The sequence below is a fragment of the Vogesella urethralis genome (genome assembly GCF_007644045.2).
Classification (GTDB): Bacteria; Pseudomonadota; Gammaproteobacteria; order Burkholderiales; family Chromobacteriaceae; genus Vogesella; species Vogesella urethralis.
Map to the genome: position 1 here is coordinate 1 of NZ_VMDW02000089.1, position 26759 is coordinate 26759.

General features: G+C 54.4%; 22 protein-coding genes, 1 tRNA gene, 2 pseudogenes and 1 riboswitch. Of the genes and pseudogenes, 7 read left to right on the forward strand and 18 right to left on the reverse strand.

Annotation, left to right across the window (positions count from 1 at the left end):
* Together FLQ03_RS19640 and FLQ03_RS10040 are read left to right on the forward strand one after the other, a co-directional pair.
* Positions 1–2293 (forward strand): THUMP domain-containing protein (locus FLQ03_RS19640; RefSeq protein WP_338116367.1); only part of this gene is annotated, 2293 nt, incomplete at its 5' end.
* 217 nt (positions 2294–2510) lie between these two features.
* On the forward strand, positions 2511–3113 hold the full coding sequence (locus FLQ03_RS10040) for a MarC family protein (protein WP_144373402.1): 603 nt from the start codon (positions 2511–2513) through the stop codon (positions 3111–3113).
* Between the two features lie 87 nt (positions 3114–3200).
* Here FLQ03_RS10040 and FLQ03_RS10045 read toward each other — a convergent pair whose 3' ends face one another.
* The 11 genes and pseudogenes from FLQ03_RS10045 to FLQ03_RS10095 form a co-directional block, all read right to left on the reverse strand.
* Entirely contained in the window at positions 3201–4388 is a 1188-nt protein-coding gene (locus FLQ03_RS10045) for a glycosyltransferase family 4 protein (RefSeq protein WP_206210939.1), read from the reverse strand.
* Positions 4388–5470, reverse strand: coding sequence for a glycosyltransferase family 4 protein (locus tag FLQ03_RS10050; RefSeq protein WP_144373404.1), 1083 nt, complete (start codon positions 5468–5470; stop codon positions 4388–4390). Before FLQ03_RS10050 ends, FLQ03_RS10045 begins: the two co-directional genes overlap by 1 nt.
* The gene (locus FLQ03_RS10055; RefSeq protein WP_144373405.1) at positions 5467–6537 is read right to left on the reverse strand and encodes a glycosyltransferase family 4 protein; all 1071 of its coding nucleotides are present in this window, start codon (positions 6535–6537) and stop codon (positions 5467–5469) included. Before FLQ03_RS10055 ends, FLQ03_RS10050 begins: the two co-directional genes overlap by 4 nt.
* Positions 6515–7756 (reverse strand): O-antigen ligase family protein, encoded by a 1242-nt coding sequence (locus FLQ03_RS10060; RefSeq protein ID WP_144373406.1) that lies wholly within the window; start codon positions 7754–7756, stop codon positions 6515–6517. The genes FLQ03_RS10055 and FLQ03_RS10060 overlap by 23 nt, the downstream gene beginning before the upstream one ends.
* On the reverse strand, positions 7753–8742 hold the full coding sequence (locus FLQ03_RS10065; protein WP_144373407.1) for a glycosyltransferase: 990 nt from the start codon (positions 8740–8742) through the stop codon (positions 7753–7755). Before FLQ03_RS10065 ends, FLQ03_RS10060 begins: the two co-directional genes overlap by 4 nt.
* The gene (locus FLQ03_RS10070; protein ID WP_170252371.1) at positions 8743–9945 is read right to left on the reverse strand and encodes an O-antigen translocase; all 1203 of its coding nucleotides are present in this window, start codon (positions 9943–9945) and stop codon (positions 8743–8745) included.
* A gap of 62 nt (positions 9946–10007) precedes the next feature.
* Positions 10008–11102: a DegT/DnrJ/EryC1/StrS family aminotransferase gene (locus tag FLQ03_RS10075; protein WP_144373409.1), complete on the reverse strand. Its 1095-nt coding sequence runs from the start codon at positions 11100–11102 to the stop codon at positions 10008–10010.
* Positions 11099–11503 (reverse strand): sugar 3,4-ketoisomerase, encoded by a 405-nt coding sequence (locus FLQ03_RS10080; RefSeq protein ID WP_144373410.1) that lies wholly within the window; start codon positions 11501–11503, stop codon positions 11099–11101. The genes FLQ03_RS10075 and FLQ03_RS10080 overlap by 4 nt, the downstream gene beginning before the upstream one ends.
* A 9-nt stretch (positions 11504–11512) precedes the next feature.
* Positions 11513–12190: an acyl-ACP--UDP-N-acetylglucosamine O-acyltransferase family protein gene (locus tag FLQ03_RS10085; protein ID WP_144373411.1), complete on the reverse strand. Its 678-nt coding sequence runs from the start codon at positions 12188–12190 to the stop codon at positions 11513–11515.
* 43 nt (positions 12191–12233) lie between these two features.
* Positions 12234–13700: a mannose-1-phosphate guanylyltransferase/mannose-6-phosphate isomerase gene (locus tag FLQ03_RS10090; protein WP_240802251.1), complete on the reverse strand. Its 1467-nt coding sequence runs from the start codon at positions 13698–13700 to the stop codon at positions 12234–12236.
* A gap of 474 nt (positions 13701–14174) precedes the next feature.
* Positions 14175–14795 (reverse strand): annotated as a pseudogene (locus FLQ03_RS10095) (IS3 family transposase); the annotation flags it as partial.
* Between the two features lie 67 nt (positions 14796–14862).
* On the opposite strand from FLQ03_RS10095, the pseudogene FLQ03_RS19740 reads away from it, so the two are divergent.
* From FLQ03_RS19740 to FLQ03_RS10105, 3 genes and pseudogenes are all read left to right on the forward strand, one after another.
* A pseudogene (locus tag FLQ03_RS19740) lies at positions 14863–15015 on the forward strand (DUF1153 domain-containing protein); the annotation flags it as partial.
* Positions 15016–15041: 26 nt separating this feature from the next.
* Entirely contained in the window at positions 15042–15164 is a 123-nt protein-coding gene (locus tag FLQ03_RS19590; protein ID WP_276607770.1) for a hypothetical protein, read from the forward strand.
* Positions 15165–15199: 35 nt separating this feature from the next.
* Positions 15200–15982 (forward strand): IS3 family transposase, encoded by a 783-nt coding sequence (locus tag FLQ03_RS10105; protein WP_276607769.1) that lies wholly within the window; start codon positions 15200–15202, stop codon positions 15980–15982.
* A 150-nt stretch (positions 15983–16132) separates the two neighbouring features.
* Here the strand turns inward: FLQ03_RS10105 and FLQ03_RS10110 are convergent.
* The 4 genes from FLQ03_RS10110 to hppD form a co-directional block, all read right to left on the reverse strand.
* Positions 16133–16208 (reverse strand) — tRNA-Phe (locus tag FLQ03_RS10110).
* Positions 16209–17044: 836 nt separating this feature from the next.
* On the reverse strand, positions 17045–17704 hold the full coding sequence (maiA, locus tag FLQ03_RS10115) for a maleylacetoacetate isomerase (protein WP_144373414.1): 660 nt from the start codon (positions 17702–17704) through the stop codon (positions 17045–17047).
* Positions 17697–18680, reverse strand: a complete 984-nt coding sequence (locus tag FLQ03_RS10120) for a fumarylacetoacetate hydrolase family protein (protein ID WP_144373415.1) — start codon at positions 18678–18680, stop codon at positions 17697–17699. Before FLQ03_RS10120 ends, maiA begins: the two co-directional genes overlap by 8 nt.
* A gap of 130 nt (positions 18681–18810) precedes the next feature.
* On the reverse strand, positions 18811–19887 hold the full coding sequence (hppD, locus tag FLQ03_RS10125; protein ID WP_144373416.1) for a 4-hydroxyphenylpyruvate dioxygenase: 1077 nt from the start codon (positions 19885–19887) through the stop codon (positions 18811–18813).
* A 353-nt stretch (positions 19888–20240) separates the two neighbouring features.
* Here hppD and FLQ03_RS10130 point away from each other — a divergent pair, with 353 nt between their 5' ends.
* A complete protein-coding gene (locus FLQ03_RS10130) occupies positions 20241–20726 on the forward strand; it encodes an Lrp/AsnC family transcriptional regulator (RefSeq protein WP_144373417.1) in 486 nt (161 codons plus the stop codon).
* Between the two features lie 109 nt (positions 20727–20835).
* Complete coding sequence (locus FLQ03_RS10135) at positions 20836–22659, forward strand: sensor domain-containing diguanylate cyclase (protein ID WP_144373418.1); 1824 nt, start codon at positions 20836–20838, stop codon at positions 22657–22659.
* A gap of 169 nt (positions 22660–22828) precedes the next feature.
* Here FLQ03_RS10135 and metF read toward each other — a convergent pair whose 3' ends face one another.
* From metF to metK, 3 genes are all read right to left on the reverse strand, one after another.
* Complete coding sequence (gene metF / locus FLQ03_RS10140) at positions 22829–23665, reverse strand: methylenetetrahydrofolate reductase [NAD(P)H] (protein WP_144373419.1); 837 nt, start codon at positions 23663–23665, stop codon at positions 22829–22831.
* A gap of 139 nt (positions 23666–23804) precedes the next feature.
* Entirely contained in the window at positions 23805–25205 is a 1401-nt protein-coding gene (ahcY, locus tag FLQ03_RS10145) for an adenosylhomocysteinase (protein WP_144373420.1), read from the reverse strand.
* 102 nt (positions 25206–25307) lie between these two features.
* Positions 25308–25373, reverse strand: a riboswitch (S-adenosyl-L-homocysteine riboswitch).
* 163 nt (positions 25374–25536) lie between these two features.
* Positions 25537–26706 (reverse strand): methionine adenosyltransferase, encoded by a 1170-nt coding sequence (gene metK, locus FLQ03_RS10150; RefSeq protein ID WP_144373421.1) that lies wholly within the window; start codon positions 26704–26706, stop codon positions 25537–25539.
* Positions 26707–26759 lie beyond the last annotated feature (53 nt).

Genomic DNA, 26759 nt, shown 5'->3' on the forward strand with positions numbered 1-26759 from the left:
GCGTCGCGAAGGTGGCTTCCAGCGCGAAGAGCGCAGCTTCGACAAGCCGCGCTTCGGCGGCGACAAACCGCGCGAGGGTAACTTTGCCCCGCGCGGCGAGCGTCGCGAAGGTGGCTTCCAGCGCGAAGAGCGCAGCTTCGACAAGCCGCGCTTCGGCGGCGACAAACCGCGCGACGGCAACTTCGCCCCGCGTGGCGAACGTCGTGAAGGTGGCTTCCAGCGCGAAGAACGCAGCTTCGACAAACCGCGCTTTGGCGGCGACAAACCGCGCGACGGCAATTTCGCCCCGCGTGGCGAGCGTCGTGAAGGCGGCTTCCAGCGCGAAGAGCGCAGCTTCGACAAGCCGCGCTTTGGCAGCGACAAGAGTCGTGATGGCAATTTCGCCCCGCGTGGTGAAAGCCAGGGCGACAACCACATGCAGCGTAGCGAGGGCCACGCCCCGCGCGGCGATCATGGCCTGGATAAACCGCGTACCCTGTTTGGCGGTAAATCGTTTGCCCCGGCAGCGGATACCGCGGCCCCTGCTCCGGCCGAACGTCCGCAAAAAACCTACACCCGAGACCGCGTTGCCGGTCGTGGTGGCAAAGCGCACCCGGACTACGTGGCCCCGCCAAGCCAGGAAACGCCGGATACCCCTGCCCAACCCGCTTCTAGCCAGGCACCGCGTACCGGCTTTCTGAAGCGCGTTGGTGATACCCCCACTGCACCGCAAGCCGAGCGCCAAGAAGGCGGCTTCCAGCGCGAAGAGCGCAGCTTCGACAAACCGCGCTTCGGCGGCGAACGTCGCGAAGGCGGCTTCCAGCGCGAAGAACGCAGTTTCGACAAACCGCGCTTCGGCGGCGAGCGTCGCGAAGGCGGCTTCCAGCGTGAAGAACGCAGCTTCGACAAACCGCGCTTCGGCGGCGAACGTCGCGAAGGCGGCTTCCAGCGCGAAGAACGCAGCTTCGACAAACCGCGCTTCGGCGGCGAGCGTCGCGAGGGCGGCTTCCAGCGCGAAGAACGCAGCTTCGACAAACCACGCTTCGGCGGTGAACAGCGCGAAGCGCGCGGCGAGCATCCGCGTCAACACGGCGGGGACAAGGTTGGCCGCACGCCATTCGTGAAAGCGCAACCGCGCAGCCTGAAAGCTGGCGAGTTTGCGCTGTTTGCCAGCTGCCCGCGTGGCCTGGAAAAGATTCTGGCCGACGAGATTACCCAGCAAGGCGGCACCGAGCTGCAGCTCACCGATGGTGGCGTGGCCTTCACCGGCAACCGCGAAGTGATGATGCGCGTGAACCTGCACTCGCGCACCGCTAGCCGCTTGCTGATGCAGCTGGCGATGGGTAGCTACCGCGACGAACGCGACATCTACAACCTGGCCCGTGGCATCGACTGGCCGGCGCTGTTCGACGTTGGCTGCACCATCAAGGTAAAAACCGACGGCCATGCCCGCCTGAAGAGCATCGATTACGTGTCGCTGGTGGTAAAAGACGCCATCTGCGACCGCTTCCGCGAGCTGGGCGGCGAGCGCCCTAGCGTCGATACCCGCACCCCGGACATGCGCATCCGCGTGTTCCTGTCCGGCTTTGATATCCAGATTTATCTGGATACCAGCGGCGAAGCGCTGTTCAAGCGCGGCTGGCGCGAAGAAACCGGCGAGGCCCCGCTGCGTGAAAACCTGGCGGCCGGCATCCTGCTGCTGGCCGGCTACAACGGCACCCAGCCGCTGCTGGACCCGATGTGCGGTAGCGGCACCTTCCTGGTGGAAGCTGCCGACATCGCGCTAAACCGCGCCCCGGGCCGCGATCGCCGCTTTGCCTTCGAGCTGCTGAAAGACCACAACGACCTGCTGTGGCACAGCATCAAGAACGATGCCGAGCTGGCGAGCCGCCAACTCGACACCCTGCCGCTGTTCGGTAACGACCGCTCGGCGCAGATGGTAGACATCGCCCGCCGCAACCTGGAACGCGTTGGTATCGACCATCTGGTTACCCTCAGCGCCGGCGACGCCACCGCGCTCACCGCCCCGGCGGCCAGCGGCCTGATCGTGTGTAACCCGCCTTACGGTGTCCGCCTGGACGAACAGGAAAGCCTGGCCGAACTGTACCCCCTGCTGGCCACTTGGCTGAAGCGCAAGTTTGCAGGCTGGACCGCGCACCTGATGACCGCCGATAGCCGCCTGCCGGGCCTGATGCGCCTGGCAGCAGATACCCGCCCGATGCTGTACAACGGCGCACTGGAATGCCGCGTTTATGGCTTTACCCTGGTAGAAGGTTCCAACCGTAAGGATAAAAACGACACAAGCGGTCAGTAATCCGACACCTGGTCTTGGCAAACGGCGGCGGCGTGACATAATCACGCCCTACCGCCAACTGCCCTCTGTACCGGGCACCCGCATAGACAAAAGGCCTTACGCTCCGCGCAAGGCCTTTATTGCTGCCTGCGGCCAACCTTGGCCAGCCTGACCGTCCGGACTAAGGTTGGCCGCAACAGCAGTTGTTTTTTATCGAACATCGCGTAGTGTAAAACTTATGGATACCTCTTTCCTGTCCGCCACCATCCTGCTGATCCTGATTACCGATCCGCTGGGCAACATCCCCCTGTTCATCTCGGCACTGAAACAGGTGAAGCCGGAACGCCGCCGCAAGGTCGTATTCCGCGAGTGCTTCATCGCGTTCTCGGTACTGCTAACCTTCATGTTCTTTGGCAAAGGCTTTCTGGAGCTGATGCACCTGACCGACGAAAGCCTGCGCGTAGCCGGCGGTGTCATCCTGTTCCTGATTGCCATCAAAATGATTTTCCCCGGTGAAGGCAGCATGTTTGGCGGCGACAAAATGCACGGCGAGCCCTTCATCGTACCCATTGCCGTCCCGCTGATCGCTGGCCCCTCCGCGATGGCTACCGTGCTGCTGATGTCCACCCGTGAACCTGACCGCATGCTGGAATGGATTGGCGCCCTGACGCTGACCATGCTGGTAACGCTGCTGGTCTTCCTGTTCTCCGGCAAGATCCACCGCGCGCTGGGCGAACAAGCCATCACCGCGCTGGAACGCCTGATGGGCCTGGTACTGACCGCCATTTCCATCGAAATGCTGCTTGGCGGCGTGGCTGCCTACATCAAAAAACTGGCGTAAAAAAATCGCCCAGAGGGGTAATGCCAGTCAGAAAAAACTGACTGGCATTCGCAATGCTGGCGGTTTTTCTCAAAAATGCGAAATATATTAATCAGCGAGAATACGGTTAATTCGCTCTACCATAGGCATCAGGCGCTGATGCCATGAATGGTACTCTTCTACATATTTCAAACCTGCCTGCGCCAGTGAACCTCGCAGAGTATCATCTTGCCACAACCGCAAAAGGGCCGCCGCATACTCCTCAGGCCGGTCAGCTACTAAGAGATCACGCTCCGGCATAGCCTGCAATCCTTCCAGAGCAACGGTAGAGGTAACTACAGGCAAACCGAGTGCCATATACTCAAGAACCTTGTTCTGGACGCCAGCCCCCAATCTTACCGGTGCAACCCCCACCCGCGCATCAGCCAATGCGTCAGCAATACTGTGCACATTGCTCGCAACTTCTACAGAATCGAACATTTCTAGCCGCTTTGCGTCGCCAGGTTTAATTCGTCCCACTACCCGGAACCGGCAATCCAAGCGCTGACGTATCACAGGCAAAACCTCTTCTGCAAAATAAAAACATGCATCAAGATTTTGCACAGAAGTCATGTTGCCAATAAAAGCAGCAACGGGAGCACTTACTTCTCGCGACTTAAAGGGTAGTGCGCTCAAATCAACCCCATTTGAACATACAAGCAAGTTATCCAACACTCTACCATTCAATAGAAAATCACGATCAAAATCAGACACTAACGTTACAAGCGGAAATTCATCAACAATTTTCTGCTCATAACTTAACAAACGATTTGCTTCAAAATGGAAAACCCATGATTTGAAATTCCTTTTAGAGGAAAGTTTACTGATCCGTTGATAATTCATCGAAATGGCATCAGTCATTTCCAGAACTGAAGGAATGTCACGCCCCCTAAGGTACTCTCCGGCTCGAATGAGGTGTGCAAAAAACATATCATGCTCAGGCACTAACGCATCCAGTTTTCTTGCAAATTCATTTGAGCGATAATACGCAATCTGTAGCGGTGTAGAAGTCGGTATGGCTAATGCAACATTCAACAACGATTGCCACTTTGGCAAATAAACGCGCTCAATACGCTTGAAAACACCATCATCAGGCAATGCCGAATGCAATTCATCTTGAGTCTCGCACAAGCTCAAGAGCGACAAGTCGTGATACTTGGCAAGCTCCTTGCAAATTTCATAAATGCGCAGCCTGTCACCACCTATTACCGGATAAGGATATCTCGGTGTCAGAATCAGAATCTGTTTGCGTTGCATCATTTTTCCCAAAAATTCTCAATCGCAGCATTGACCACCTTTCGATGATACTTCTGTGCTTGCTTCAGCCCTCTCTCAGCACACTGAGCCCTTGCACAACTGTCGCGCCAAGCATCCAATAGCACACCCGCCATATGTTCAATACTATACGGATCAAAAAGCCATCCGGCATCACCCACCACCTCTGGTAGTGACGTGGTATTGCTACACACAACTGCAGTACCACTTGCCATGGCTTCCAAAACCGGAATGCCAAAACCTTCGAACAACGATGGCATTACAAATAGCTCGGCGTTACGATACAGACTTCGCAAGGTAATCTCGTCGACAAAGCGTTCAAATACAACTGAAGAGCCAATGCCTAACTGCTCTGCGCGTTTTATGAAATGTGCCTGGTGTGCTTGCTTGATACCAACAATACGCAACTGAAGCTCTACAACATCCCGACCGCCACGCTTCTTTAACAAAGAAAATGCATGTAGCAAAGCAGACAAGTTCTTACTGGGTGCCTCACCCGAAACAGCAAGAACATAGGGCGCATGGCTTTCCACTGCCTCTTCGTTTTGCTCATACCAAGAAGCATCCAAGCTATTTGGTATGACCAAAACCGACTCATCCTTCAGATTGAAACGCTTCAGTATCTCGCCTTTTGTATACTCTGAGACAGTAACAATCTTGTCTGCACGGGCAATAACACCAGGGACCACATAGCGTCTGTAAACCCTACCTAACGTCTGATATGGAGAAACAGATGGTGGTAAAGAACGCCATGACTCAAGAAAAATCAGATCATGAACAACAAGAATAAGCTCAGTGGCACTTCGCAAGCGCAGAGGACCAGTGTTGTATGGACATAAAAGGCGTTCAACCTTGTATTTACCACACATTGCAGGTAAAACCTGCTGCTCCCACCATGGAAAAAAACCATTACCCTCACAATATGCACGCAAATCACCAGCAGGGCTTGATTCTGGCAAGAAAGCGCTTACCGAATCTTGCACTGGTTCAATGAAACTACGTGCATATCGCCCCATGCCACGATATTCACCCACCATCCAGCGAGCATCCACTGCCAACATCATCGATTCCTGTGCTCAAAAGTAGAAACTGCACGGTTATAAATCTCAACGGTCTCATCTACCATGCGGTCAAGGCGCCAATTCTTCTCGTAATCCTCGCGAGCATTTTGTCTAAGTTTACCAAGTAAAGAACGGTTTTGTGCCAAAGTACGCAACTTGTCTGCAATCGACTCGGCCGAAATAGCCGCAATCAATCCATTTACGCCATCATTAATCACATCTCGCACACCTGGGATATCATGCCCCAACAATGCACAGTGGGCTGACAGGGCTTCCAGCAGGCTTAAAGGTAAACCTTCATGCAGGGAAGGTAATGCACAGACGTGAGCGCGTTGAAACACATCGGCGGGAGACTCAACGTAGCCCAAGAATTCAACCGCCTCAAGAAGGTGGTTAGACGCCACAAACTCACGTGCAGTCTGCTCCAGCGGCCCGCCGCCCGCCAGCAATACTTTCACGGAAACCTGCTGCTGACGAAGCAAGGCCACTGCTGCCAACAGTCTCATCATGCCTTTGTGCTCGACAAACCGGCCGACAAAACAAACTGTCAACTCAGCCTCATTAGGCAACACAGCAAGCGCCCCCCCCATATCGGAAACCCCATTCAGCACCACCGAAGAGCGGCGCTGAACATCAAGAGGCAACTCGACTAACGTTTTTTCCGAGATACTGATGAGCCTGTCCAGATTGTGGAAAACTACGTGACTACCCAGCCTGGCTAGCCATGATCTAACGGTCACCTGTTCCAAAGACGAGTATGGTAAATGTTTTGTGCCGACAAACGGCTTGCTATGTTTCAGGATGGCAGCCAAGTAAATTGCCCTGATACCATTGAAATGCACAACATCATAACTTGGCAACATGTCTTCAATCAGACGTTTATTACCGACAAAGTCTTTATAACCAATCGAAACTGGCAAAAAACGCACACCATCAACTGCATGACGTTCATGCATGGAAACACTGGTAACACACCAGCCACGTTCAACCAAGACCTGTGCAATACTGCGGCTGTAGATTTCCTGGCCACCCCAAACAGCACCAAAGTCAATTAGCAATAGTTTTTTCATTTGAGCCTTGAAAGTTACACACTCCTGCTACTGCAGCAAAGTATAAATATGCAATTGGGAAATAATGAGCAACCAAGAAAAAATTTGAGGCCAACAACCCAAAAAAACTTACTAAGACATAAAACTGCTTTCTTCTTAGCAAGCCAAAGAAAATGGTGACCAAAAAGGTAAGATAAGTAGCAAAACCTATAATGCCACTCTCCGCTGCCACAGTCACATATGTATTGTGTGCATAAACTTCCCTCGGAAAAAAAGTCATGTAATCAGCAATTCTTAGCTGGAAATTACCAAAACCAACACCAAGCAGAATGTTATCCAAAAACATGGAAACTCCGGATATTAACAAATCCAAGCGCTCGGCTGATGAGTTATCCAGTTCCTCACCATTATCAAAAAAAACAGGCACAAGAGTAACAAGACGCTCTTGCACATCAAATAGATTGAACACCACAAGAAAAAAAACAAGCGCAGACAAAGAGAAAAACAACCGAAAGAAAACCTTAAAGAAATTATCAGAACGTAAAAAATTTAAAAAAATAACCTGCAGGAAAAATATAAGTAAAGTCGCTCGTGAAAATGTAGCAACTATAGCCAAAAACAAAACACCAACAATAAAGTTCCTTAAAAATTTATTTTCCTTAAAAACATAAAACACCAGTGGCCAGGCCATTGTAAGCAAGTAACCAAAATAGTTCGGATCGTCAAACAAGCCGTTTGCACGAAAACTATCACCAGTTGTCATTGAGCGAGATTCTGTCCCTGGAACAAAAAAGCGTCCCAATCCGAACTGTAAAAATCCAAAAAAAGAAGAAACCAAAGCAGAGAAAATAAGTGATAAAAAGAAAAAATTTACCCTTCTGGGAGAGTAGACCATCACACTTCTTGCCAAGAAATACAATACAAGGCAACTTATCATTGAAGTGTAATGGGAGAATGCAATAACAATATTGCCAGCCCACAATACACTCAAGCCCGAGTAAAAAAAGAAGCCCAAAAGAGAAGCATCAACCCAACATAGCGGTATTTTTTCATTAACCCTAGCAAATCTAAAAACCAAAAAACCAACAAAAAAAATTGCAAAACCTATTTTTGTTAAAGTAAATGGCCCAGCAATATAGAAACTAGATGCCACAAAGGTAGTAACAACAAGCCACCAAAAGAGGCCCAAGTAAAAATTAACGCCATAAAAATTAGTGGCAAAATTACTGGATTGGCTCAATTCATCCTCCCTGTAACTCTTCTTAAAAATCTCCAAAAAATCACACTCGATTTGCCACCAATAAGATAAACAACCTCTTTCGCAGAAATAATTCTAAAAAATCTGACCAAACCATAAAATCTCGCAAGAAAACCAACTCGATCAATAGAGGCCATCATCAGATAGAAACTGGACTTAATTGAAAGTGAATAAATAGAATCAGCATGCTTTACAGGATCAATACATTCCAAAACGGAGACCCAACACTTCATATGGTTATGACGAACCAGCATGTCCTTTTTGAAACGTGCAAAATATTCGTCAATACTGGTATTCCTGTGTAACCAAGCACTGGCTGAATTATCATGAACACGATACTTAAACGTCTTGATTGAGGACCTGACAATGCCACCCGAGGCCAAGCCTCTGAAGGTTGTCTGATCATCTTCATTAGGTAAATCAGGTGGTAATGCACCAAAGTCCAAAAAAATGCTACGACGCATAGCATGGCCGATAGGCATGATTAGCGGATTACCACGCTTGATCGCCAAGGCCACATTATCCAGCAAATCATCAGGATAATTGATTTCTTTACGAATAATGCCATGCTCGTTAATTACGTAGCCACTGGTAGAAATCATCAGCTTGCCAGGGTTGCTGGCAAAGAGCAATTCAGTCACAGCTGCGCGATTGGGTAGTGACACATCATCACCAGCAACGGCAATGATAATATCAGCACTGCTGGCTTCGATGCCACACTGCAGGTTGGTATTGATCCCTCTATTGATCGGCGAGAGCAGCAACTTCCACTGTTCACTCAGTGAATGTCTGGCAACATAATCGAGGATGATATCCTGAGTACCATCGGTGGAGCCATCATCTGCAATCACCACCTCATCTGGTGTTCTCTCTTGAGTTCGTATACCTTCCAACGCTTCTTCGATAAACTGGCGCTGGTTATAGGATATAAGAACAAAAGCAATAGTAGCGCAGCTTTCACTTTGCATTCACTTGGCCTTATCAATTGCACTGAACAATGTCTTGGTCATTACCAGTAGGGTTAACAAATAAATAACATTGGTTACCGCATAAGCAACCGACGCGCCAATCATTCCAAGCTCTGCAATGAAAGTGATAGACAATAAAACCAGAAGGAAGGTAGCGGTTACTTCAGCGATCAGGAACTTGGCACTGGCTGCCTTACTGAGTAGAAGGTATGAAAACAGCCAAGCCACCATACGTATGACATCACCTGCCAACTGCCATGCAAATAATTCAAGCATGGGAGCAAAGTCTTTAGTGAAAAGTAGCGAAACAATCAAATCCCTGAAGACAAAAATACCAGCAGCAGTAACAAGGGTCACCGGCAAAAGGAACATAAAAACCTTTATTAGTTCATCTTTCAGCTCTTGCACTTTGGAAAGCATGGCCATTCTGGGGAGATAGTAAACAGAAAGTGGCATAGTAATCACCATAAGGTAGAGATTGCTAATCCGCGTCATGGCCTCCCAGTAGCCAGTGGCCAACATGCCTGCGTCGACCGCCAGTACGTTCCTTATAAAAATCTGAGCAATGGGCCCCAAAACCGATGTAGCCGCAGCCATTAATACAAAATGCGAAAGGCGCTGAATACTCTCTTTATCTGGCACACCAAAGAAATGGACAAGTCTGAACCAAGGCCTTCTCCAGACAAAAAGCAAAGTAACAAAAAAGACGATCGACTGGTTAATGGTGAGTGCAATGAGAGCACCTTCTAGCCCCCACAGCCAAGCCAAAAATCCAGTAATAAAAAGTGCGAGCAAGCTATTGGCAATATTGGCAACTACAAAAAGTCTTATCTCCCCCAAACCATTTAGAATAGCCAATAGTATGGTATTGAGGACATAAAAAATCAGTGCTGCGGATAGAAAAACAATAACAAACTGGTACTGTGCGCCACCAAAAAAATATACAGACCAAAAGTTACTCCCTGACAGCAAGGCAATTGCAAGTAACACTGTAATAGCAATGCCGGAAAAGGTGGCGGTACGCCAGATCCGGCGTTGATCATCAGACTTGCCGGTATACTCAGCAGTATATTTTGTTATCCCAGTACTGGTCCCAGCACTGGCAACGGTTGTTACAGTGGTGATGACGTTCTGCAGCTGCCCTACTAAACCATAAGCAGTTGGCCCGATATGGATAGCAAGAATCTTGTTTAAGATCAGCATGCTAACCAATCGGATACCAACTGCTATGGCATTCAGGGCGCTAGTTTTGAATAAAGTCATAGTTACGGCACAAAACTATTAATAACTTCAGCTACTTTGTGAGCATCATCAATTGCGAGCTGCGGCCCGATAGGAAGACTAAGGACCTGCTGTGCCAAGGCCTCGGCAATAGGTAAATCTAGCTCCAGACCGTATGCCTCTTGTTTATGAGGTGGTATTGGATAGTGAATCAGTGTTGCTATGCCGTGAGCCGCCAAATGGGCCTGAAGTGCAGTACGATATGCAGTTTTAACAACAAAAAGATGCCAAACCGGCTCTGCAAAATCCGGTACCTTGGGTAAGGTGACGTACGGATTATCAATACCATCCAGGTATACTTGGGCGATATTTTTTCTGCGACCATTCCATTCATCTAGATGCATCAACTTTACATTCAAGATAGCAGCCTGAATGGTATCCAGCCGGCTGTTATAGCCACGAGAGGTATGCACGTACTTTTCTTTTGAACCATAATTTCTAAGTTCGCGCAGCTTTTCTGCAAGCTCGTCATTATTCGTTGTAACCGCCCCACCATCACCCATGGCTCCAAGATTCTTGCCTGGGTAGAAACTCCAAGCTACTGCATCACCATGCCCACCGATACGCTGCCCTTTATAACGTGCACCATGTGCTTGTGCAGCATCTTCAAGTATCCACAGGTCATGTTTATCAGCAAGCTGTAAAATGGGATCGAGGTCTGCAGGCTGACCATAAAGGTGCACAGGAATGATGGCTTTGGTACGTGGCGTAATAGCCTGTTCCACTTTGTATGGGTCAAGGTTATGTGTTGCCGGGTCAGGCTCTACTGCAACAGGAATCGCACCACACTCACTTACAGCAAGCCATGTAGCAATAAATGTATTAGAAGGCACAATGACCTCATCACCAGCGCCAATGCCCATTGCTCTTAGTGCAAGATGAAGACCATCCAGACCATCAGCAACACCAATGGCATGCTTAGCACTTGAGTAGGTGGCAAAGTTTTGTTCGAACTCTTCAACGACAGGACCCAACACATACCAGCCGCTATTTAGTACTGCTGATACTGCACTATCAATCTCATCCTTCAGTTCACTGTAGGCAGCATGTAGACTCAAAAAGGGAATAGCATTTTTCATTTAACGTCACCAATAAATTCTTGATAATCCCGATAATAATCAGACTCTGTATAAAAATCGGATGCCAATACCATGCAAACGGAGCCGGATGAAAAATTATCTAACTCTCGCCACATCATAGGCTTAACCAACAAACCTTGGTATGGCCGATTGAGATGAAAGCGTCTTTTATCAAAACCATCATCTAGAATAACATCAAAACTTCCAGAAGTTGCGATAATCAGCTGAGTTAATTCCTTGTGGGCATGCCCGCCACGCTCCGCTCCACCAGGCACATCATAGAGATAATAAATACGCTTAATATCAAATGGTATGTGATTGCCATTTTCTACAAAGGTAAGATTACCTCGTGGGTCAGCTATTTTAGGCAGCTCAATGAGCTTGCAGTCTGATAACGGCATGAAAACCTCTCAATACAAGTATCGGCCTGAAGCAGCATGCACTGCCTCAAAGTGATTGACAATTTGGATTAATCTTCCATCGGTTGGCACAATACCTTCGAGCACATAGCGCTCGATTTGATCTTGCACTTCTTCAAAACCGTACTTCTTGATTGCGTATGTATTAACGGAAATCGGCTTTCCCGGTACTAGCTTGGCAAAAGGACGTAAATTTTTTGTAAGAGCTGCTCCCATTCCTACAATGGAGTATTGGCCGATAACGGAATACTGGTGCACAGAGCATCCTACAGCCAAGTTAGCACCTTCCAGTACGTGAACGATCCCGCCCATCACAACCATGGGGGTCACAACTACTCCGTCTTCCAGCACCGCATCATGGGGAACATGCACACTCTGCATCAAAAAAACGTTATTGCCTATACTTGTTACATCCCGATAGCAAGGCTTCTGAATGGCTGTGTACTCTCGGATAATGTTATTATTGCCAATTTCGATACGTGATTGTGAAGAATCATAGCGAGGATTTCTAGTATCCTGCCCGGGTGTGCCAATAGTCACATGGGGGCCGATATAATTATTATCACCAATTTTCAATGGTCCATACAATACACTATATGGACCGACTTCATTTCCAATCCCGAACTCAACGTCACCTTCAATAATTGCCGTTGGGTGAATCTTATTCATATACAGCACCCCAGATTAACGCATACAGACATGCAATAAAATACTAACCAACCCTACCATAGGTATCTGAGTAACGAACTATGTCATCCTCACCCAAATAACTGCCAGATTGTACTTCAATGATTTCCAAAGGAATCGATCCGGGGTTACTTAGGCGATGCACCTCACCCAACGGAATATAAGTCGATTGGTTTTCAGTCAGAGTAATTACTCTGTCGCCATTAGTGATTTCGGCTGTTCCCTTTACAACTATCCAATGCTCTGCGCGATGGTAGTGCTTCTGCAGACTCAGGCTGGCTTTGGGTTTAACCTGGATACGTTTTACTTTAAAGCGCCCGCCTTCATCAATACTGTCATACCAGCCCCAAGGACGATGAACTTTCCGATGAAGCGCGTGCTCTTCACGTTTTTGGCTGCCAAGAGCGAGAACAATGTTCTTGACGTCTTGGCAGCAGGATTTGCTAGCAACCAGTACTGCATCGGGTGTCTCAACAACAACAATGTCATCTACGCCCACCAAGCTCACCAAACGGCTTGTGGCGTGCACCAACGTATTCCGACTATCAGCCATCAGCACATCGCCAATATGAGCATTGCCAGACTCATCTTTAGGTAATACTTTCCATACGGCATCCCATGCACCAAGATCACTCCATCCTGCATCCAGTGGCACCATACTGATAGCAAAGTTACTAGTTGGGCAATGCTCCATCACTGCATAGTCAATTGATTCGGAAGGAATTTTGGCAAACGCTTGCTTATCAGGCCGAATAAACAGTGAGTCTATCGCCTTTTGTTGCCAAGCCTCACATGTAGCATCAAGGATATCCGGTCTGAACTGACCTAGTGCTTTCAGCCAAACCGACGCTTTAAGCACAAACATGCCGGCGTTCCAGTAATAGCTGCCTTCCGACAGATAGCTTTGCGCAGTAACATGATCTGGCTTTTCAACAAAGCTTTTTACTACATGGGCACCACTTTCATCGACTGTCTTATCAGTCTGGATGTATCCATACCCGGTTTCTGGTGAGTCGGGGGCAACCCCAAGAATGACAATATTGCCTGTGTCCGCTTTGGTAATAGCGACCTGAATTGCCTTGGTATATGCGTCTGTATCCGCCACAGTTTGGTCTGCAGGCATCACAACAAGCACGGGATCCTCACCGTTGGCGCTTGCAGCCAAGGCCGCCAGCGTCAATGCCGGTGCGGTGTTACGCCCTACGGGCTCCAGAAGTGCTGAACCTAGATCAATGCCAATTTCCCTGAGTTGCTCAGCGGCGAGGAAACGATGCTCTTCGCCAGTAACCACAAGCGGGGCAGCAATATGCACATCAGATGCCCCTAGGGCAGACAAACGCATTGCGGCCTGTTGAAACAGGCTGGTGGCGCCCGTCAGACACAGGAATTGCTTGGGAAAACCGGTTCTAGACAATGGCCACAAGCGGGTACCAGAGCCCCCACACAAGATGACGGGTGTGACATTAATCATATTTAGCGAATCCTTTTTCATCAGACATATCATGCTCGACCCGGAGTGTCATCAATAACAATCCAAATGCACAATTAGTTGAGGCTTTGCACTACTAAAGACCTTGGCTGATTTCTGCTTTTCAGCCCATAGTGAATGACGATCACAAAACATCATCGGATTTGTTTTCGTGCTGGCTAAATTCTTCATGCTTACCAAACTTTGCCGCTTTAACATTCTCAATGCAACGATGACCGAACGTCCCTGACAACCCGGTTCTCAGTAGGCTCGAGCTGCCAAGACCGACTTTGTTGCAAGATGTTCGTCACGCAAACGTTTGTGCCATCCTGCCTCTTGACTTGGCGGCTGGTTACTTGCGATGCGTCATTGACAGACACATGCCTGGCAACACTCTGCGGATAGATTTGGCATTATACCGTAGCCTCTAGGGAAGGTCTGAACAAGTCTGCATTTTGCTGAGCAGTGACCTCCTCCCAACTAACCGAGGGGTCTGACTTAGAGATCCCGGGCTTCAAGGCGGGCTAGCCGGAACTCGCTGGGAGTCCGGTCGCCTAGCGAGCTATGCGGCCTAAACTCATTGCAATCCTGTCGCCAACGTTCGATCTTGTCACGGGCGTTATCCAGTGACAGAAACCAATGTACGTTCAGGCACTCATCCCGCAAGCTACCATTAAACGACTCGATAAAGGGATTATCCCTGGGTTTTCTTGGTCGCGAGAAGTCCAGCATCACACTTTGTTCATAGGCCCATTGATCCAGCGCCAGAGAAATAAATTCACTGCCGTTGTCCACCTGAATCCGCTGAGGCGTACCGCGTAAAGCTTGCACATGCCGCATCGTCGTCACGACATCCTCGGCCTTCAGGGCGAAATCTACCGTGATCGCCAAGCTTTCCCGACTAAAATTATCTACCACAGTCAAGGCTCGGATTCGCTGGCCATTAAACAGCTGATCGGCGACGAAATCCATGCTCCAGCACGCGTTCAAACTAGAGACAGTCGGCCGAGCCACGCGATGGGCTGCGGCCACGTGCCGCCTTGGGCGCTTGCGTCACAAGTTCAGCCCTTCCTCGCAATAGATCCGGTAGGTCTTCTTGTGGGTGATCAGCCAGACTTCACTGTAATGACCCACTAAAAACCTGCACAGGTCATAGTTCACACAGGAGCATGTGATGAGTATGACCATGGAAGACGACATCAAACGCTGGACCGCCAAGCGCAAAGCCGCGCTGGTGATGGAGATCATTCAAGGCAAGAGCACGGTGGCCGAAGCCTCCCGCGCCTTCGACCTGGCCCCCTCCGAGATCGAAACCTGGGTCGATGAGGCCAAGCGCGGCATGGAAACGCCCTGCGTGCCAAGCCGATGGATATCCGCGAGCAGTACGAAAAACAGCTCAAAGAATTGCAGGAAGCCTATGGCGAAGCCATGCTGGAGCTGCGCGCCCGAAAAAAGCTGCAGTCTCTGCTGGGCGAGGACGACAAGTAGTCCACCTCGTCAGGCAGGGACTGGCAGACGACGGCATCCAAGTGCCCATCAGCAAGCTGTGCCGCTGGTTCGGCGTGCCACGTCGCACGCTGTACTACCGCCCGCAAAAGGCCTCGCCCAAGCTGCAGCCGCAGCTGGTCGAGCCCATTAAAGAGATGATTGAGGAGAACCCTTCATTCAGCTACCGCACCGTAGCAGGCCTGCTGGGTATGAACAAAAACACCGTGCAGCGCATCTTCCAGCTCAAAGGCTGGCAGGTGAAGAAGCGGCCAGTCGGCTTCCGCCCGCATGTGCAAGCCCTGCCATCGGTGGCAGCCGAGCCCAACCAACGCTGGGCCACCGACCTGTGCCGCATCTGGGCGGGGAAGGATGGCTGGTGCCATTTGGCCTTGGTGATTGACTGCTGCACCCGCGAGCTACTGGGCTGGCATCTGTCGCGCAGTGGCAAGTCCAAAACGGCGGAATCGGCGCTGGAACACGCGCTGATCAACCGCTTTGGCTGCCTGGGCCGGGTGCCACAACGCTTCCTGCTGCGCAGCGACAACGGCTTGGTGTTCACCAGCCGCAGCTACACCGCGCTGGTGAAAAGCTACGGTTTGCGGCAGGAGTTCATCACGCCGTACACGCCGGAGCAGAACGGCATGGTGGAACGGGTGATCCGCACCTTGAAAGAGCAGTGTGCGCACCGACACCGCTTTGAAAGCCTGGCGCACGCCAGCCGGGTAATTGCAGACTGGATCGGGTTCTACAACCACCGGCGCCCGCACCAGGCTTTGGGGATGAAAACGCCGGCGATGGCGTATCAATTAGCAGCCTGACTTGTGCAGAAAGGGCTGGGTCATTACATATCGTCTTTAACGATCAACCATTTGCAGGTGCTTGGCACTGTAAGGCCCCAAGGGGAATTGATGACACGCTCCAGGGCGGAATGAAAAAGCCCCAGCCAATAATAGCTGGGGCCCTATATTTGGTGGCCAATCGCGGAATCGAACCACGGACACACGGATTTTCAATCCGTTGCTCTACCAACTGAGCTAATTGGCCTTCTTGCTCAACGCTGTCGCGCTGCATCAGAGACACGCATTAAAGCAGATGCAGCCAAAGGCGTCAAGGCATTTATGGAAAAATGCGTAAAAATCTGCATTTTCCGTAGCTGCAAGCCTGCTAACGGCGGCGTGCCCGACCATGTTGGCACACACCAGCGTGGGGTAGCACTGTGGCGCTTACGCACAACCGCACCTGGTTCATGTGGAGCGGGTTGGCCACAGAGACGGATTCGGTGTGCATGCAGCTTGCCGCCATCGCCCTAACAACCCTGGCCGGAACGTCTGTTGCGCGCGGTGTCTGCCGATGCTGGCAGCTACGCCAGTACGGCGGCCTGATGCACAGTGACAGACGCCCCTGCCCTGCTTTGTGCATGATCGCTTGGTCATCTGCACTACTCCACAGTACTTGCAGCAACGCCACCCATAGAACCAGCCACAGCAGGCAAGCACAAACCGGCTTGCAGTCGCAATGCAGCTGCCTTGGCGATGCCGTGCAAGAGACATTGAATGATGCCCCAGATATGCCCAAGTGACGCTAGCCGTCACAGCGTCAACCACTTGGCGTCCGCGACGCGCCGTGTCTGGCAGCCGGCACATGTTACCGGAGTAGCCATGCCCCGCCCTGACTCGTGCCGTGGCGGTGTCGTCGCAGGACGGTACAAGTAGAAGGCTGATCGTGCAGATTGTCGATATGGCTGCAAGCCTGCAATGGCAAGTTCAGCACCCCATGCGGCTGCAATGGCAACCCACCTGCAATAGATCATGCCCGTCTCACAAGTAAAAGCCCTGCCATCTTGCGAAGGCAGGGCGGTGGCGTTGTAGGTCGCAGGCGGCTCAGAACGCGTCCGGCTGTCGGGACGGGTGGGCATCGGCAAACGCCGGCACCTCGGCCAGCGCGTCGGCAATGGCGGCCAACCTCGGGTACGGCGCCATGTCTACGTTGAAGCGCTGGGCATTGAACACCTGCGGCAGCAAGCACACATCGGCCAGCGTGATGTTGTCGCCAAAACAAAACGGGCCCGACTGGGCGGCCAACAGGCTTTCCAGCGCGGCAAAGCCTTCGCTTACCCAGTGGCGGTACCAGCTGTTCCGCCCAGCTTCGTCCTGCCCCAATTCGTCTTTCAGGTAATTGAGAATGCGCAGGTTGTTCACCGGGTGGATGTCGCAAGCAATGGCCTGCGCCACGGCACGTACGCGGGCGCGCAGCACTGGCTCGGCAGGCAGCAGCGGGGCAGTGTGCGGGTAGGCGTCGTCCAGGTACTCGCAAATGGCCAGTGACTGGGTCAGCAGCACATCGCCATCTTGCAGTGCCGGCACCAGGCCCTGCGGGTTCAGCGCCAGAAACTCGGCGCTGCGCTGCTCGGCCTTCACCAGGCTCACCGGCGCCTGCCGGTACGCCAAGCCCTTCAGGTTCAGGGCAATACGCACGCGGTAGGCGGCCGAAGAGCGAAAGTAGCCGTACAGCACGCGGCCAACGTTGGCCGCCTCAGCCATGCTGCACCACGGTTTGCTCGATGGCACCGAAGATGCTGGCGCCGCTGGCATCCTGCATGTCGATACGCACGCTGTCGCCCACTTTCATGAACGGGGTGATGGCGGCGCCGCTATCGATGATCTCGATCATGCGCTGTTCGGCCAGGCAGCAGCTGCCTACACTGCGGTCGCGGTTGGAGATGGTGCCGGAGCCGACGATGGAGCCGGCCACCAGCTCGCGGGTTTTCGAAACGTGCGCCACCAGCTGCGGGAAGTTGAACTGCATCTCCACCCCGGCGTTCGGCTTGCCATAGAAGGCGCCGTTGTAGTCCACCAGCAGCGGCAGGTGCACTTTGCCGTCTTGCCAGGCGTCGCCCAGTTCGTCGGGGGTGACCGCTACCGGCGAGAAGGCGGTAGCCGGCTTGCTCTGGAAGAAGCCGAAGCCCTTGGCCAGCTCGTTGGGGATCAGGTTGCGCAGCGTCACATCGTTGACCAGCATCAGCAGGCGGATGTGCTTGGCGCACTCGGCAGCATCGGCGCCCAGCGGTACATCGCCGGTAATGACGGCCACTTCGCCTTCAAAGTCCAGCCCCCAGCTGGCGTCGCGCAGCGGAATGCCGGCTCGCGGCGGCAGGAAGGCGTCGGAGCCGCCCTGGTACATCAGCGGGTCGGTGTAAAAGCTTTCCGGCACCTCGGCACCACGCGCCTTGCGCACCAGCTCTACGTGGTTCAGGTAGGCAGAGCCATCGGCCCACTGGTAGGCACGCGGCAGCGGGCTGTGGCAGCGCGCCTGGTCGAAGGCGAATTCGCCAGCCTCCTCGCCCTGGTTGAGCGCGGCGTACACTTCCTGCAGCTTGGGCTCGGCCTGCGCCCAGTTATCCAGCGCAGCTTGCAGGTTGGCCGCAATGTGCGGCACGGCCACGGCACGGCTAAGGTCGCGGCTGACTACCAGCAGCTGGCCGTCACGGGTCTGGTTCTGATAGGTAGCGAGTTTCATGTGTGTGTCTCGTCTTGCAGTGTCGATATGCGTTGGCCGCAGCATGGGCTGCGGCCAACCTTATATATAGCCGTTTACCGTACCGCGGCGCCCAGCGTCCAACCCTTTGCAGCAGTACGGTAGCGCAGGCTTAGTCGGCCTTCAGCACGCCGCGGCGGATCTGGTCTTCTTCGATGGATTCGAACAGCGCGCGGAAGTTGCCTTCGCCAAAGCCTTCGTTGCCTTTGCGCTGGATTATCTCGAAGAAGATCGGGCCAATAACGGTTTCGGTAAAGATCTGCAGCAGGATGCCTTCTACCGGTGCGCCGTCGATCAGGATGCTGTTTTTCTGCAGACGGGCCAGGTCTTCGCCATGGTTAGGCACGCGCTGGTCCACCTTGGCGTAGTAGGTGTCCGGCGTATCCAGGAAGCGGGTGCCACGCGCCTTCAGCGTTTCCACGGTTTCGTAGATGTTATCGGTGGTCAGCGCAATGTGCTGGATGCCTTCGCCGTTGTACTGTTTCAGGAATTCCTCGATCTGGCTCTTGTCGTCGGACGATTCGTTGATCGGGATGCGGATTTTGCCACACGGGCTGGTCATGGCCTTGGACACCAGACCGGTAAGCTTGCCTTCGATATCGAAGTAGCGGATTTCCTTGAAGTTGGCGATGTTCTCGTAGAAGCCGCCCCACTTTTCCATATTGCCGCGCACCACGTTGTGGGTGAGGTGGTCGATCACTTTCAGGCCCACGCCAGCCGGGTATTGCTCTACGCCTTCCAGCGGCACGAAGTCGATGTCGTAGATGTTTTTGTCCTGGCCGTAACGGTCCACAAAGTACAGCGCGGAACCGCCAATACCTTCCACGGCCGGGATGTTCAGCTCCATGGCACCAACCGGGCGGTTGTACGGGGTGGCGCCGTGTGCCAGCGCATACTCGTACGCCTTGGCGGCGTCTTTCACACGCCAGGCCATGGCGCAGGCAGACGGGCCATGGGCGGAGGCGAATTCGGCTGCCGGCTGGCTGCGCTCGGCGTTCAGGATGAAGTTGATGTCACCCTGACGGAACAGGCTGACGTTCTTGCTGCGATGGCGGGCAACTTCAACAAAGCCCAGCGACAGGAACAGCTGTTTGAGCTTCTCGACGCCCTCGGCGTCGGGTGCGGTGTACTCGACAAATTCAAAACCGTCGGTCGCCAGCGGGTTCATCAGCTGATGTTCCATTTTCATCTCTCTCTCCTCTTGCGGCTTGTGGCCTGCTTCTCTGTAGGTATTGCGGGTTATGCCAGCCAGGCAGCAAAACGGACCGCTCGGGAGATGAAAATACAACACCAACAGCAATAGATTGCCGCCCTGCCAGGGCGGCGCCAACGCTGTGATGGCATGCATACAGCCACATGGCATGGCAGTATGCGTCTCCTCTTATCAAGTCAGTCTGCGGTGATCTGCTGCCACCGTGTAAAATGTCTGGCTTAGGCGCTTTATTCTAAGTAAACTTAGTGGCAATTTTCTTGCCAAATCGTGCCGAGAAAATAAAAAACATAAAACAAAATTCCAGAGCAAACCCAAAATCAGGAGATAACATGCTTACGGCAAACCTGGACAAGACCGACATCAAAATGTTGGCGGCCCTGCAAGCCAATGGACGTCTGACCAACGTCGAACTGGCAGAAAAAGTTGCCCTCTCCCCGTCCCCGTGCCTGCGCCGGCTGAAACAGCTGGAAGAATCCGGCGTGATCCGCCAATACGTTGCCCTGCTCGACCCGGCCAAACTCGGCCTGGGCCTCCAGGCGTTCGTGCGCGTATCGCTGGAAAAGCGCGGCGGCAGTACCCACCTGAACGGCTTCATGGAAGCGGTGCAGCGTTGGCCCGAGGTGGTGAACTGCTACGCCATGACAGGCGAGATGGACTACCTGCTGCAGGTGTACTTTGAAGACCTGCAGCACTTCTCGCGCTTCGTGATGGACGAACTGCTGCAACAGCCGGGGGTGGAAGACGTCAAATCCAGCTTCGTGCTGAAAGAGTTCAAACAGACAACCGCATTACCCATCTACCACCTGGGGCAGTAAGCCTCAACGGCAGACACAGGCAGCCTAGGCTGCCTTTTTCATTGCAGCTGACTGTGCAAGCGCTAGCGTTCTACCTAATATTGCAAGATATCCTTCCGGAATAAGCACCGTGAAACTGGCCAAACCGCTGGCCCTGCAATGGCTGCTGCGCATGCTGGCGTGCATGGCCGGCTATATTGCCGTCTTGCTCGGGCTACACCTCTACCTAGGTAACGTGCAGCAGCAGCAACAGCTGGCTGCCATTCCCTTGCGCATCGAGCAGCAATTCATGCCTTTGCTGGCCCAAAGCGTATGGGATGTTGATACCGCCACCACCCGACAATTGCTGCAGGGCCTGCTAACCATCGACGGCGTGGCAGAAGTCACGCTGCTCAACCCCAAGGGCACAGTTCTGCTGCAACTGGGCAACCCTAGCCCGGTTAGCCACCAGATCGAACTACCGGTGCTGAGCGGGCAGCACGAACAAGGTCATGCGCTGGCTGCCTTGCGTCTGGGCTTGTCCTGGCAGCGTCTGGAAGAGCAACAGTGGCAGCGGCTACTGATCGCATTCGGAGAGCTGGTCCTGGGGCTGGTACTCATCAGCATGGCTGGCTATCGCTTTCTGCAACGACAAATCAGTACGCCATTACTGACACAAGCCGCACACTGGCACGACAGTACGTCCAGCCTGCCGTCCGCACAGGACGAAATTGCCCTGTTACAACAAAGCTTCGCGCATCATCGGCAACTGCAAGCCCATCAGGCCCAGCAATGGCTGCGTGAAAGAACCGAGCTCGGGCAACAGCGCGACCACCTCTCCAGCCTGCTCGCCATGCGCACCGCAGAGCTGGAACAACTATCGCGCTTTCATCAGCTGATTGCCGAACTCTCCGGGCGACTGGTTCAACAGAACCCACAGAGTCTGGCCGGAGAAATCGCCATTGCACTGGCGCGCATCGGTTCGCTGCTGGATGTCGACCGCTGCTATCTGTTCCGTGTCAGCCCTGCCATGCGCATCCACCATACGCAGGAATGGTGCCGCAGCGGCATCCCCAGCACCGCCCACCTGTATGAAAGCTACCCGCTGCACGACTCGGCCTGGTTTGTACCGCAATTGCTTAAGCAACATCTGGTGGCCCTGAGCCAGCTGGATGACATGCCACCAGAAGGGCTTAGCGAACGCGAGCGTTTCAGCAAGCACGGCATCCAGAGCATCGCCGTCGTCACACTGGCGTACCAGGGGCAGATACTGGGTTTCTTCGGCTGCGATACCGTGCTGCAAAAGCGCGACTGGCAAGACAAGGAGCTGACGCTGATGCGCCTGTTCAGCGACATGCTCAGCACAGCCTTGTTGCAACAGCAGTCGCTGGCACAGCTGGCACACACCCGACAGCAGCTGTCAGACGCACAAGCCAGATTGGACGGCATGGCCAATATCGACGGCCTGACCGGGCTGGGCAACAACAAACACCTGCAACAGCAGTTGCAACAGGCATTCCGCCAGGCTCAGGCCACAGGCAAGGCCCTGTCCTTGCTACAGATAGACGTGGACTTGTTGCGGGATTACAACCACCGCTTTGGTCATGCAGAAGGCGACCAGTGCCTGATCCGGCTCGCCGCCTTGCTGCAACAGCACTTCCCCGCCAAGAACGGTTTGGTGGCGCGCGCAGGCGGCGACCGCTTTACCGTGCTGCTGCCAGGCGTCGACCAGCAGACCAGCCTGGCCCTGGCCGACAATCTGCGGCTGGCAGTGTGGCAGCTGGCCATTCCCCACCCCGCATCGCCGGTGTCCACCTGCATCACGGTCAGTATCGGCGCCTGCAGCTACGACGCCGCGCAACACCCGGTACTGGAAGACCTGCTGCAAGACAGCGAACAGTGCCTGCAACGTGCCAAGCAGCAGGGGCGTAACCGCGTTGCCGGCCATGCGGCCAACCCTGGTGCATCGGCGTGACGCCGCCAGCCAGGCGGGTTGCCCGCGGCGGACCACACGGCACACAAGGCCAAGCCACGCCTCACCACCCAGGCTGTACCATTCACACCGCCCGCTGAAAGCAAAAACCCTGTTTGCACTGCAAACAGGGTTTGTCGTTCGTCACATGCTGCGCGAAGGCAGGGCGGGCTTACAGGCCCAGGCGCTGCCAGATGGTGGACACGGTACCGGCCTGGTTCAGTGTGTAGAAGTGCAGGCCCGGCGCGCCCCCGGCCAGCAGGCGGTCACACAGCTCGGTCACGACGTCCAGGCCCAGCGCGCGGATGGATGCGCTGTCATCCATATAAGCTTGCATGCGCAGGCGCAGCCAGCGCGGCACTTCGGCACCACACATGTCCGAAAAACGGCACAGCTGGCCGAAGTTGGCGATCGGCATGATGCCCGGCACGATGGGGATATCCACGCCACGCGCCTGCGCCTCGTCCACAAAACGGAAGTAGGCGTCGGCGTTGAAGAAGTACTGCGTCATGGCCGAGTTGGCGCCGGCTTTCACCTTGCGCACAAAATTGTTGATGTCGTCTTCCGCCGACTTGGCCTGCGGGTGGAACTCCGGGTAGGCCGCCACTTCGATATGGAAGTGATCGCCGTGTTCTTCACGGATGAAAGCCACCAGCTCGTTGGCGTAGCGGAATTCGCCCGCCTCCACCATGCCGGACGGCATGTCGCCGCGCAGGGCCACGATGTGACGGATGCCGTGGTTGCGGTATTCGTTAAGAATGGCGCGGATGTTGTCGCGGGTAGAGCCGATACAAGACAGGTGCGGTGCGGCCGCGTAGCCTTCGTTGCGGATCTCCAGCACGGTGGACAGCGTGCCATCACGCGTGGTGCCGCCGGCGCCAAAGGTAACGGAGAAAAATTCGGGATTGAACTGCGCCAGTTGCTGGCGCGTGGTACGCAGCTTGGCCACGCCTTCCGGGGTGCGCGGCGGGAAAAACTCGAAACTGAAGGTACGGTTACGTTCTGTCATGGCGAACTCTAGCGATTAGTCTGTGATGATCCCTGGCTACCCGTGCCGGTCTTCGCCGCTGACGGGGTGCGGCCAACGTTGGCCGCAAAAACGGGCAGGTCATTCTACTGCCCTGCCCGTTTCACGCTGACATCAAATATCAATAACGATAGTGTGCCGGCTTATATGGGCCTTCTTTGGCCACGCTGATGTAGGCCGCTTGCTGGTCGGTCAGCTCGGTCAGGCGCGCGCCGATGCGCTCCAGGTGCAGGCGGGCCACCATCTCGTCCAGGTGTTTCGGCAGCACGTACACTTTGCTCTCATACTTGCCCGGGTTGGCGAAGATCTCGATCTGGGCCAGCACCTGGTTGGTGAAGGAGTTGGACATCACGAAGCTCGGGTGGCCGGTGGCGCAACCCAGGTTCACCAGACGGCCTTCGGCCAGCAGGATGATGCGCTTGCCGTCCGGGAAGATGATGTGGTCGACTTGCGGCTTGATGTTGTCCCACTGGTACTGGCGCAGGCTGGCGACTTCGATTTCGCTGTCGAAGTGGCCGATGTTGCACACGATGGCGTTATTGCGCATGCGGGCCATGTGGTCGTGGGTGATCACGCCGACGTTACCGGTGGTGGTCACGAAGATGTCGGCCTGGTCGGCCACTTCGTCCATGCGTACCACGCGGTAGCCTTCCATCGCCGCCTGCAGCGCGCAGATCGGGTCGATTTCGGTGACCCATACGGTGGCGCCCAGGCCACGCAGGCTCTGCGCACAACCCTTGCCCACGTCGCCGTAACCCAGCACCACGGCCACTTTACCGGCGATCATCACGTCGGTAGCGCGCTTGATGCCGTCTACCAGCGACTCGCGGCAGCCGTACAGGTTGTCGAACTTGGACTTGGTAACGGAATCGTTCACGTTGAAGGCCGGGAACGGCAGCGCGCCGTCTTTTTCCAGCTGGTACAGGCGGTGTACGCCGGTGGTGGTTTCTTCGGTCACGCCCTGGATGTGCTGCAGGCGTTTGGAGTACCACTGCGGGTCGATGGCCAGGTAGCGCTTGATGGCGGCGTACAGCGCGGTTTCTTCGTCGTTGGTGGGGTTGGCCACCACGCTGATGTCCTTCTCGGCCTTGCTGCCCAGCATCAGCAGCAGGGTGGCGTCACCGCCGTCGTCCAGGATCATGTTGGCGGGCTGGTTGTCCGGCCATTCGAAGATCTTGTGGCTGAACTCCCAGTACTCGTCCAGGCTTTCACCCTTGAAGGCGAATACCGGAATGTTGGCTGCAGCGATGGCAGCGGCAGCGTGATCTTGGGTAGAGAAGATGTTGCACGAGGCCCAGCGCACTTCGGCGCCCAGCGCGGTCAGGGTTTCGATCAGTACCGCCGTTTGTACGGTCATGTGCAGGCTGCCGGCAATGCGCGCGCCACGCAGCGGCTGGGCATCCTTGAACTTGTCGCGGATGGCCATCAGGCCCGGCATTTCGGTTTCGGCGATGTTCAGCTCTTTGCGGCCCCAAGCGGCCAGATTGATATCGGCAACAACGTAGTCGTTGAAGTCAGCCATCGTGCAAATCCTTTATCACGAAGGCCGGGAGGGATGGCTCACCCGCGCATCCCGTGCCCGGCACGGGTTATTCCGGCTACCCGGTAGGGTGGCCGATGAACAAGCAGGTGAGCGCCGTTTTGAACTGTTCCGGGCCTGGGGGCTAGCCTCGCAGCGCTCCCCGGAATCCTGACATTATGGCAGAAGATGGTTAAAAGGTTGGCCGCAATTCACGCAAAAATACAAAGCAGCTGGCCCGTTTGCGCGGAGCCCGAACGTGAAAACGCCCTGCGTGTGGCCAGGCAGGGCGGTGTGGGCAGGCCAGGCCGCAGAATGCGGCCAACCTTGCTGCTTACAGACCGGCAGCAGCGCGCAGCGCTTCTACCTTGTCGGTGCGTTCCCAGGTGAATTCCGGCTCTTCGCGGCCGAAGTGGCCGTAAGCCGCGGTTTTGGCGTAGATCGGACGCAGCAGGTCCAGCATCTGCACGATGCCTTTCGGACGCAGGTCGAAGTGCTGTTTTACCAGCTCGACGATTTTCTCGTTCGGGATCACGTTGGTGCCGAAGGTATCCACCGCGATGGAGGTCGGTTGCGCCACGCCGATGGCGTAGGAAACCTGTACCTGGCACTGGCGGGCCAGACCGGCAGCCACGATGTTCTTGGCCACGTAGCGGCAAGCGTAGGCGGCGGAACGGTCTACCTTGGACGGGTCCTTGCCGGAGAAAGCGCCACCACCGTGCGGTGCAGCACCGCCGTAGGTGTCGACGATGATCTTGCGACCGGTCAGGCCGCAATCGCCTTGCGGGCCGCCAATCACAAAGCGGCCGGTCGGGTTGATCAGGTATTTGGTGTCGGCGGTCAGCATGTCGGCCGGCAGTACCGGCTTGATGATCTGTTCGATCACGGCTTCGCGCAGGGTGTCGTAATCCACGTCCGGGTGATGCTGGGTGGACAGCACCACGGTGTCGATGCGCTTGGGCAGACCGGTGTCGGTGTCGTACACGCAGGTAATCTGGCTCTTGGCATCCGGGCGCAGCCACGGCAGGCGGCCGTCCTTGCGCAGTTCGGCCTGACGCTGTACCAGGCGGTGCGCGTAGTAAATCGGGAACGGCATCAGGGTCGGGGTTTCGTCGCACGCGTAACCGAACATCAGGCCCTGGTCGCCAGCACCTTGTTCCAGGTCCAGGCCCTGGCCTTCGTTCACGCCCTGGGCGATGTCCGGCGACTGCTTGTCGTAGCACACCATCACGGCGCAACCGTTGTAGTCGAAGCCCAGCTCGGAGCTGTCGTAACCGATGCGTTTGATGGTTTCGCGCGCCACCTTGATGTAGTCAACGTTGGCCGTGGTGGTGATTTCGCCAGCCAGTACGGCCAAGCCGGTATTGACCAGGGTTTCGGCCGCAACGCGGGCGTATTTGTCCTGGGTCAGGATGGCGTCCAGAATCGCATCGGAGATCTGGTCCGCTACTTTGTCCGGGTGACCTTCCGAGACCGATTCAGAGGTAAAGAGGTATTCGCTCATTGTCTTCGTTCCAGATAATGGCCAGTGAGTTATAAGGTAAAATAGCGCGTTTC

What these genes read in the sequence shown, in the direction of transcription:
- FLQ03_RS10040 (WP_144373402.1), top strand. Translation starts at nt 2,511, where the DNA reads ATGGATACCTCTTTCCTGTCCGCCACCATCCTGCTGATCCTGATTACC.
- FLQ03_RS10045 (WP_206210939.1), bottom strand. Translation starts at nt 4,388, where the DNA reads ATGCAACGCAAACAGATTCTGATTCTGACACCGAGATATCCTTATCCG.
- FLQ03_RS10050 (WP_144373404.1), bottom strand. Translation starts at nt 5,470, where the DNA reads ATGATGTTGGCAGTGGATGCTCGCTGGATGGTGGGTGAATATCGTGGC.
- FLQ03_RS10055 (WP_144373405.1), bottom strand. Translation starts at nt 6,537, where the DNA reads ATGAAAAAACTATTGCTAATTGACTTTGGTGCTGTTTGGGGTGGCCAG.
- FLQ03_RS10065 (WP_144373407.1), bottom strand. Translation starts at nt 8,742, where the DNA reads ATGCAAAGTGAAAGCTGCGCTACTATTGCTTTTGTTCTTATATCCTAT.
- FLQ03_RS10070 (WP_170252371.1), bottom strand. Translation starts at nt 9,945, where the DNA reads ATGCTGATCTTAAACAAGATTCTTGCTATCCATATCGGGCCAACTGCT.
- FLQ03_RS10075 (WP_144373409.1), bottom strand. Translation starts at nt 11,102, where the DNA reads ATGAAAAATGCTATTCCCTTTTTGAGTCTACATGCTGCCTACAGTGAA.
- FLQ03_RS10080 (WP_144373410.1), bottom strand. Translation starts at nt 11,503, where the DNA reads ATGCCGTTATCAGACTGCAAGCTCATTGAGCTGCCTAAAATAGCTGAC.
- FLQ03_RS10085 (WP_144373411.1), bottom strand. Translation starts at nt 12,190, where the DNA reads ATGAATAAGATTCACCCAACGGCAATTATTGAAGGTGACGTTGAGTTC.
- FLQ03_RS10090 (WP_240802251.1), bottom strand. Translation starts at nt 13,700, where the DNA reads ATGAAAAAGGATTCGCTAAATATGATTAATGTCACACCCGTCATCTTG.
- FLQ03_RS19590 (WP_276607770.1), top strand. Translation starts at nt 15,042, where the DNA reads ATGGATATCCGCGAGCAGTACGAAAAACAGCTCAAAGAATTGCAGGAA.
- maiA (WP_144373414.1), bottom strand. Translation starts at nt 17,704, where the DNA reads ATGGCTGAGGCGGCCAACGTTGGCCGCGTGCTGTACGGCTACTTTCGC.
- FLQ03_RS10120 (WP_144373415.1), bottom strand. Translation starts at nt 18,680, where the DNA reads ATGAAACTCGCTACCTATCAGAACCAGACCCGTGACGGCCAGCTGCTG.
- hppD (WP_144373416.1), bottom strand. Translation starts at nt 19,887, where the DNA reads ATGAAAATGGAACATCAGCTGATGAACCCGCTGGCGACCGACGGTTTT.
- FLQ03_RS10130 (WP_144373417.1), top strand. Translation starts at nt 20,241, where the DNA reads ATGCTTACGGCAAACCTGGACAAGACCGACATCAAAATGTTGGCGGCC.
- metF (WP_144373419.1), bottom strand. Translation starts at nt 23,665, where the DNA reads ATGACAGAACGTAACCGTACCTTCAGTTTCGAGTTTTTCCCGCCGCGC.
- ahcY (WP_144373420.1), bottom strand. Translation starts at nt 25,205, where the DNA reads ATGGCTGACTTCAACGACTACGTTGTTGCCGATATCAATCTGGCCGCT.
- metK (WP_144373421.1), bottom strand. Translation starts at nt 26,706, where the DNA reads ATGAGCGAATACCTCTTTACCTCTGAATCGGTCTCGGAAGGTCACCCG.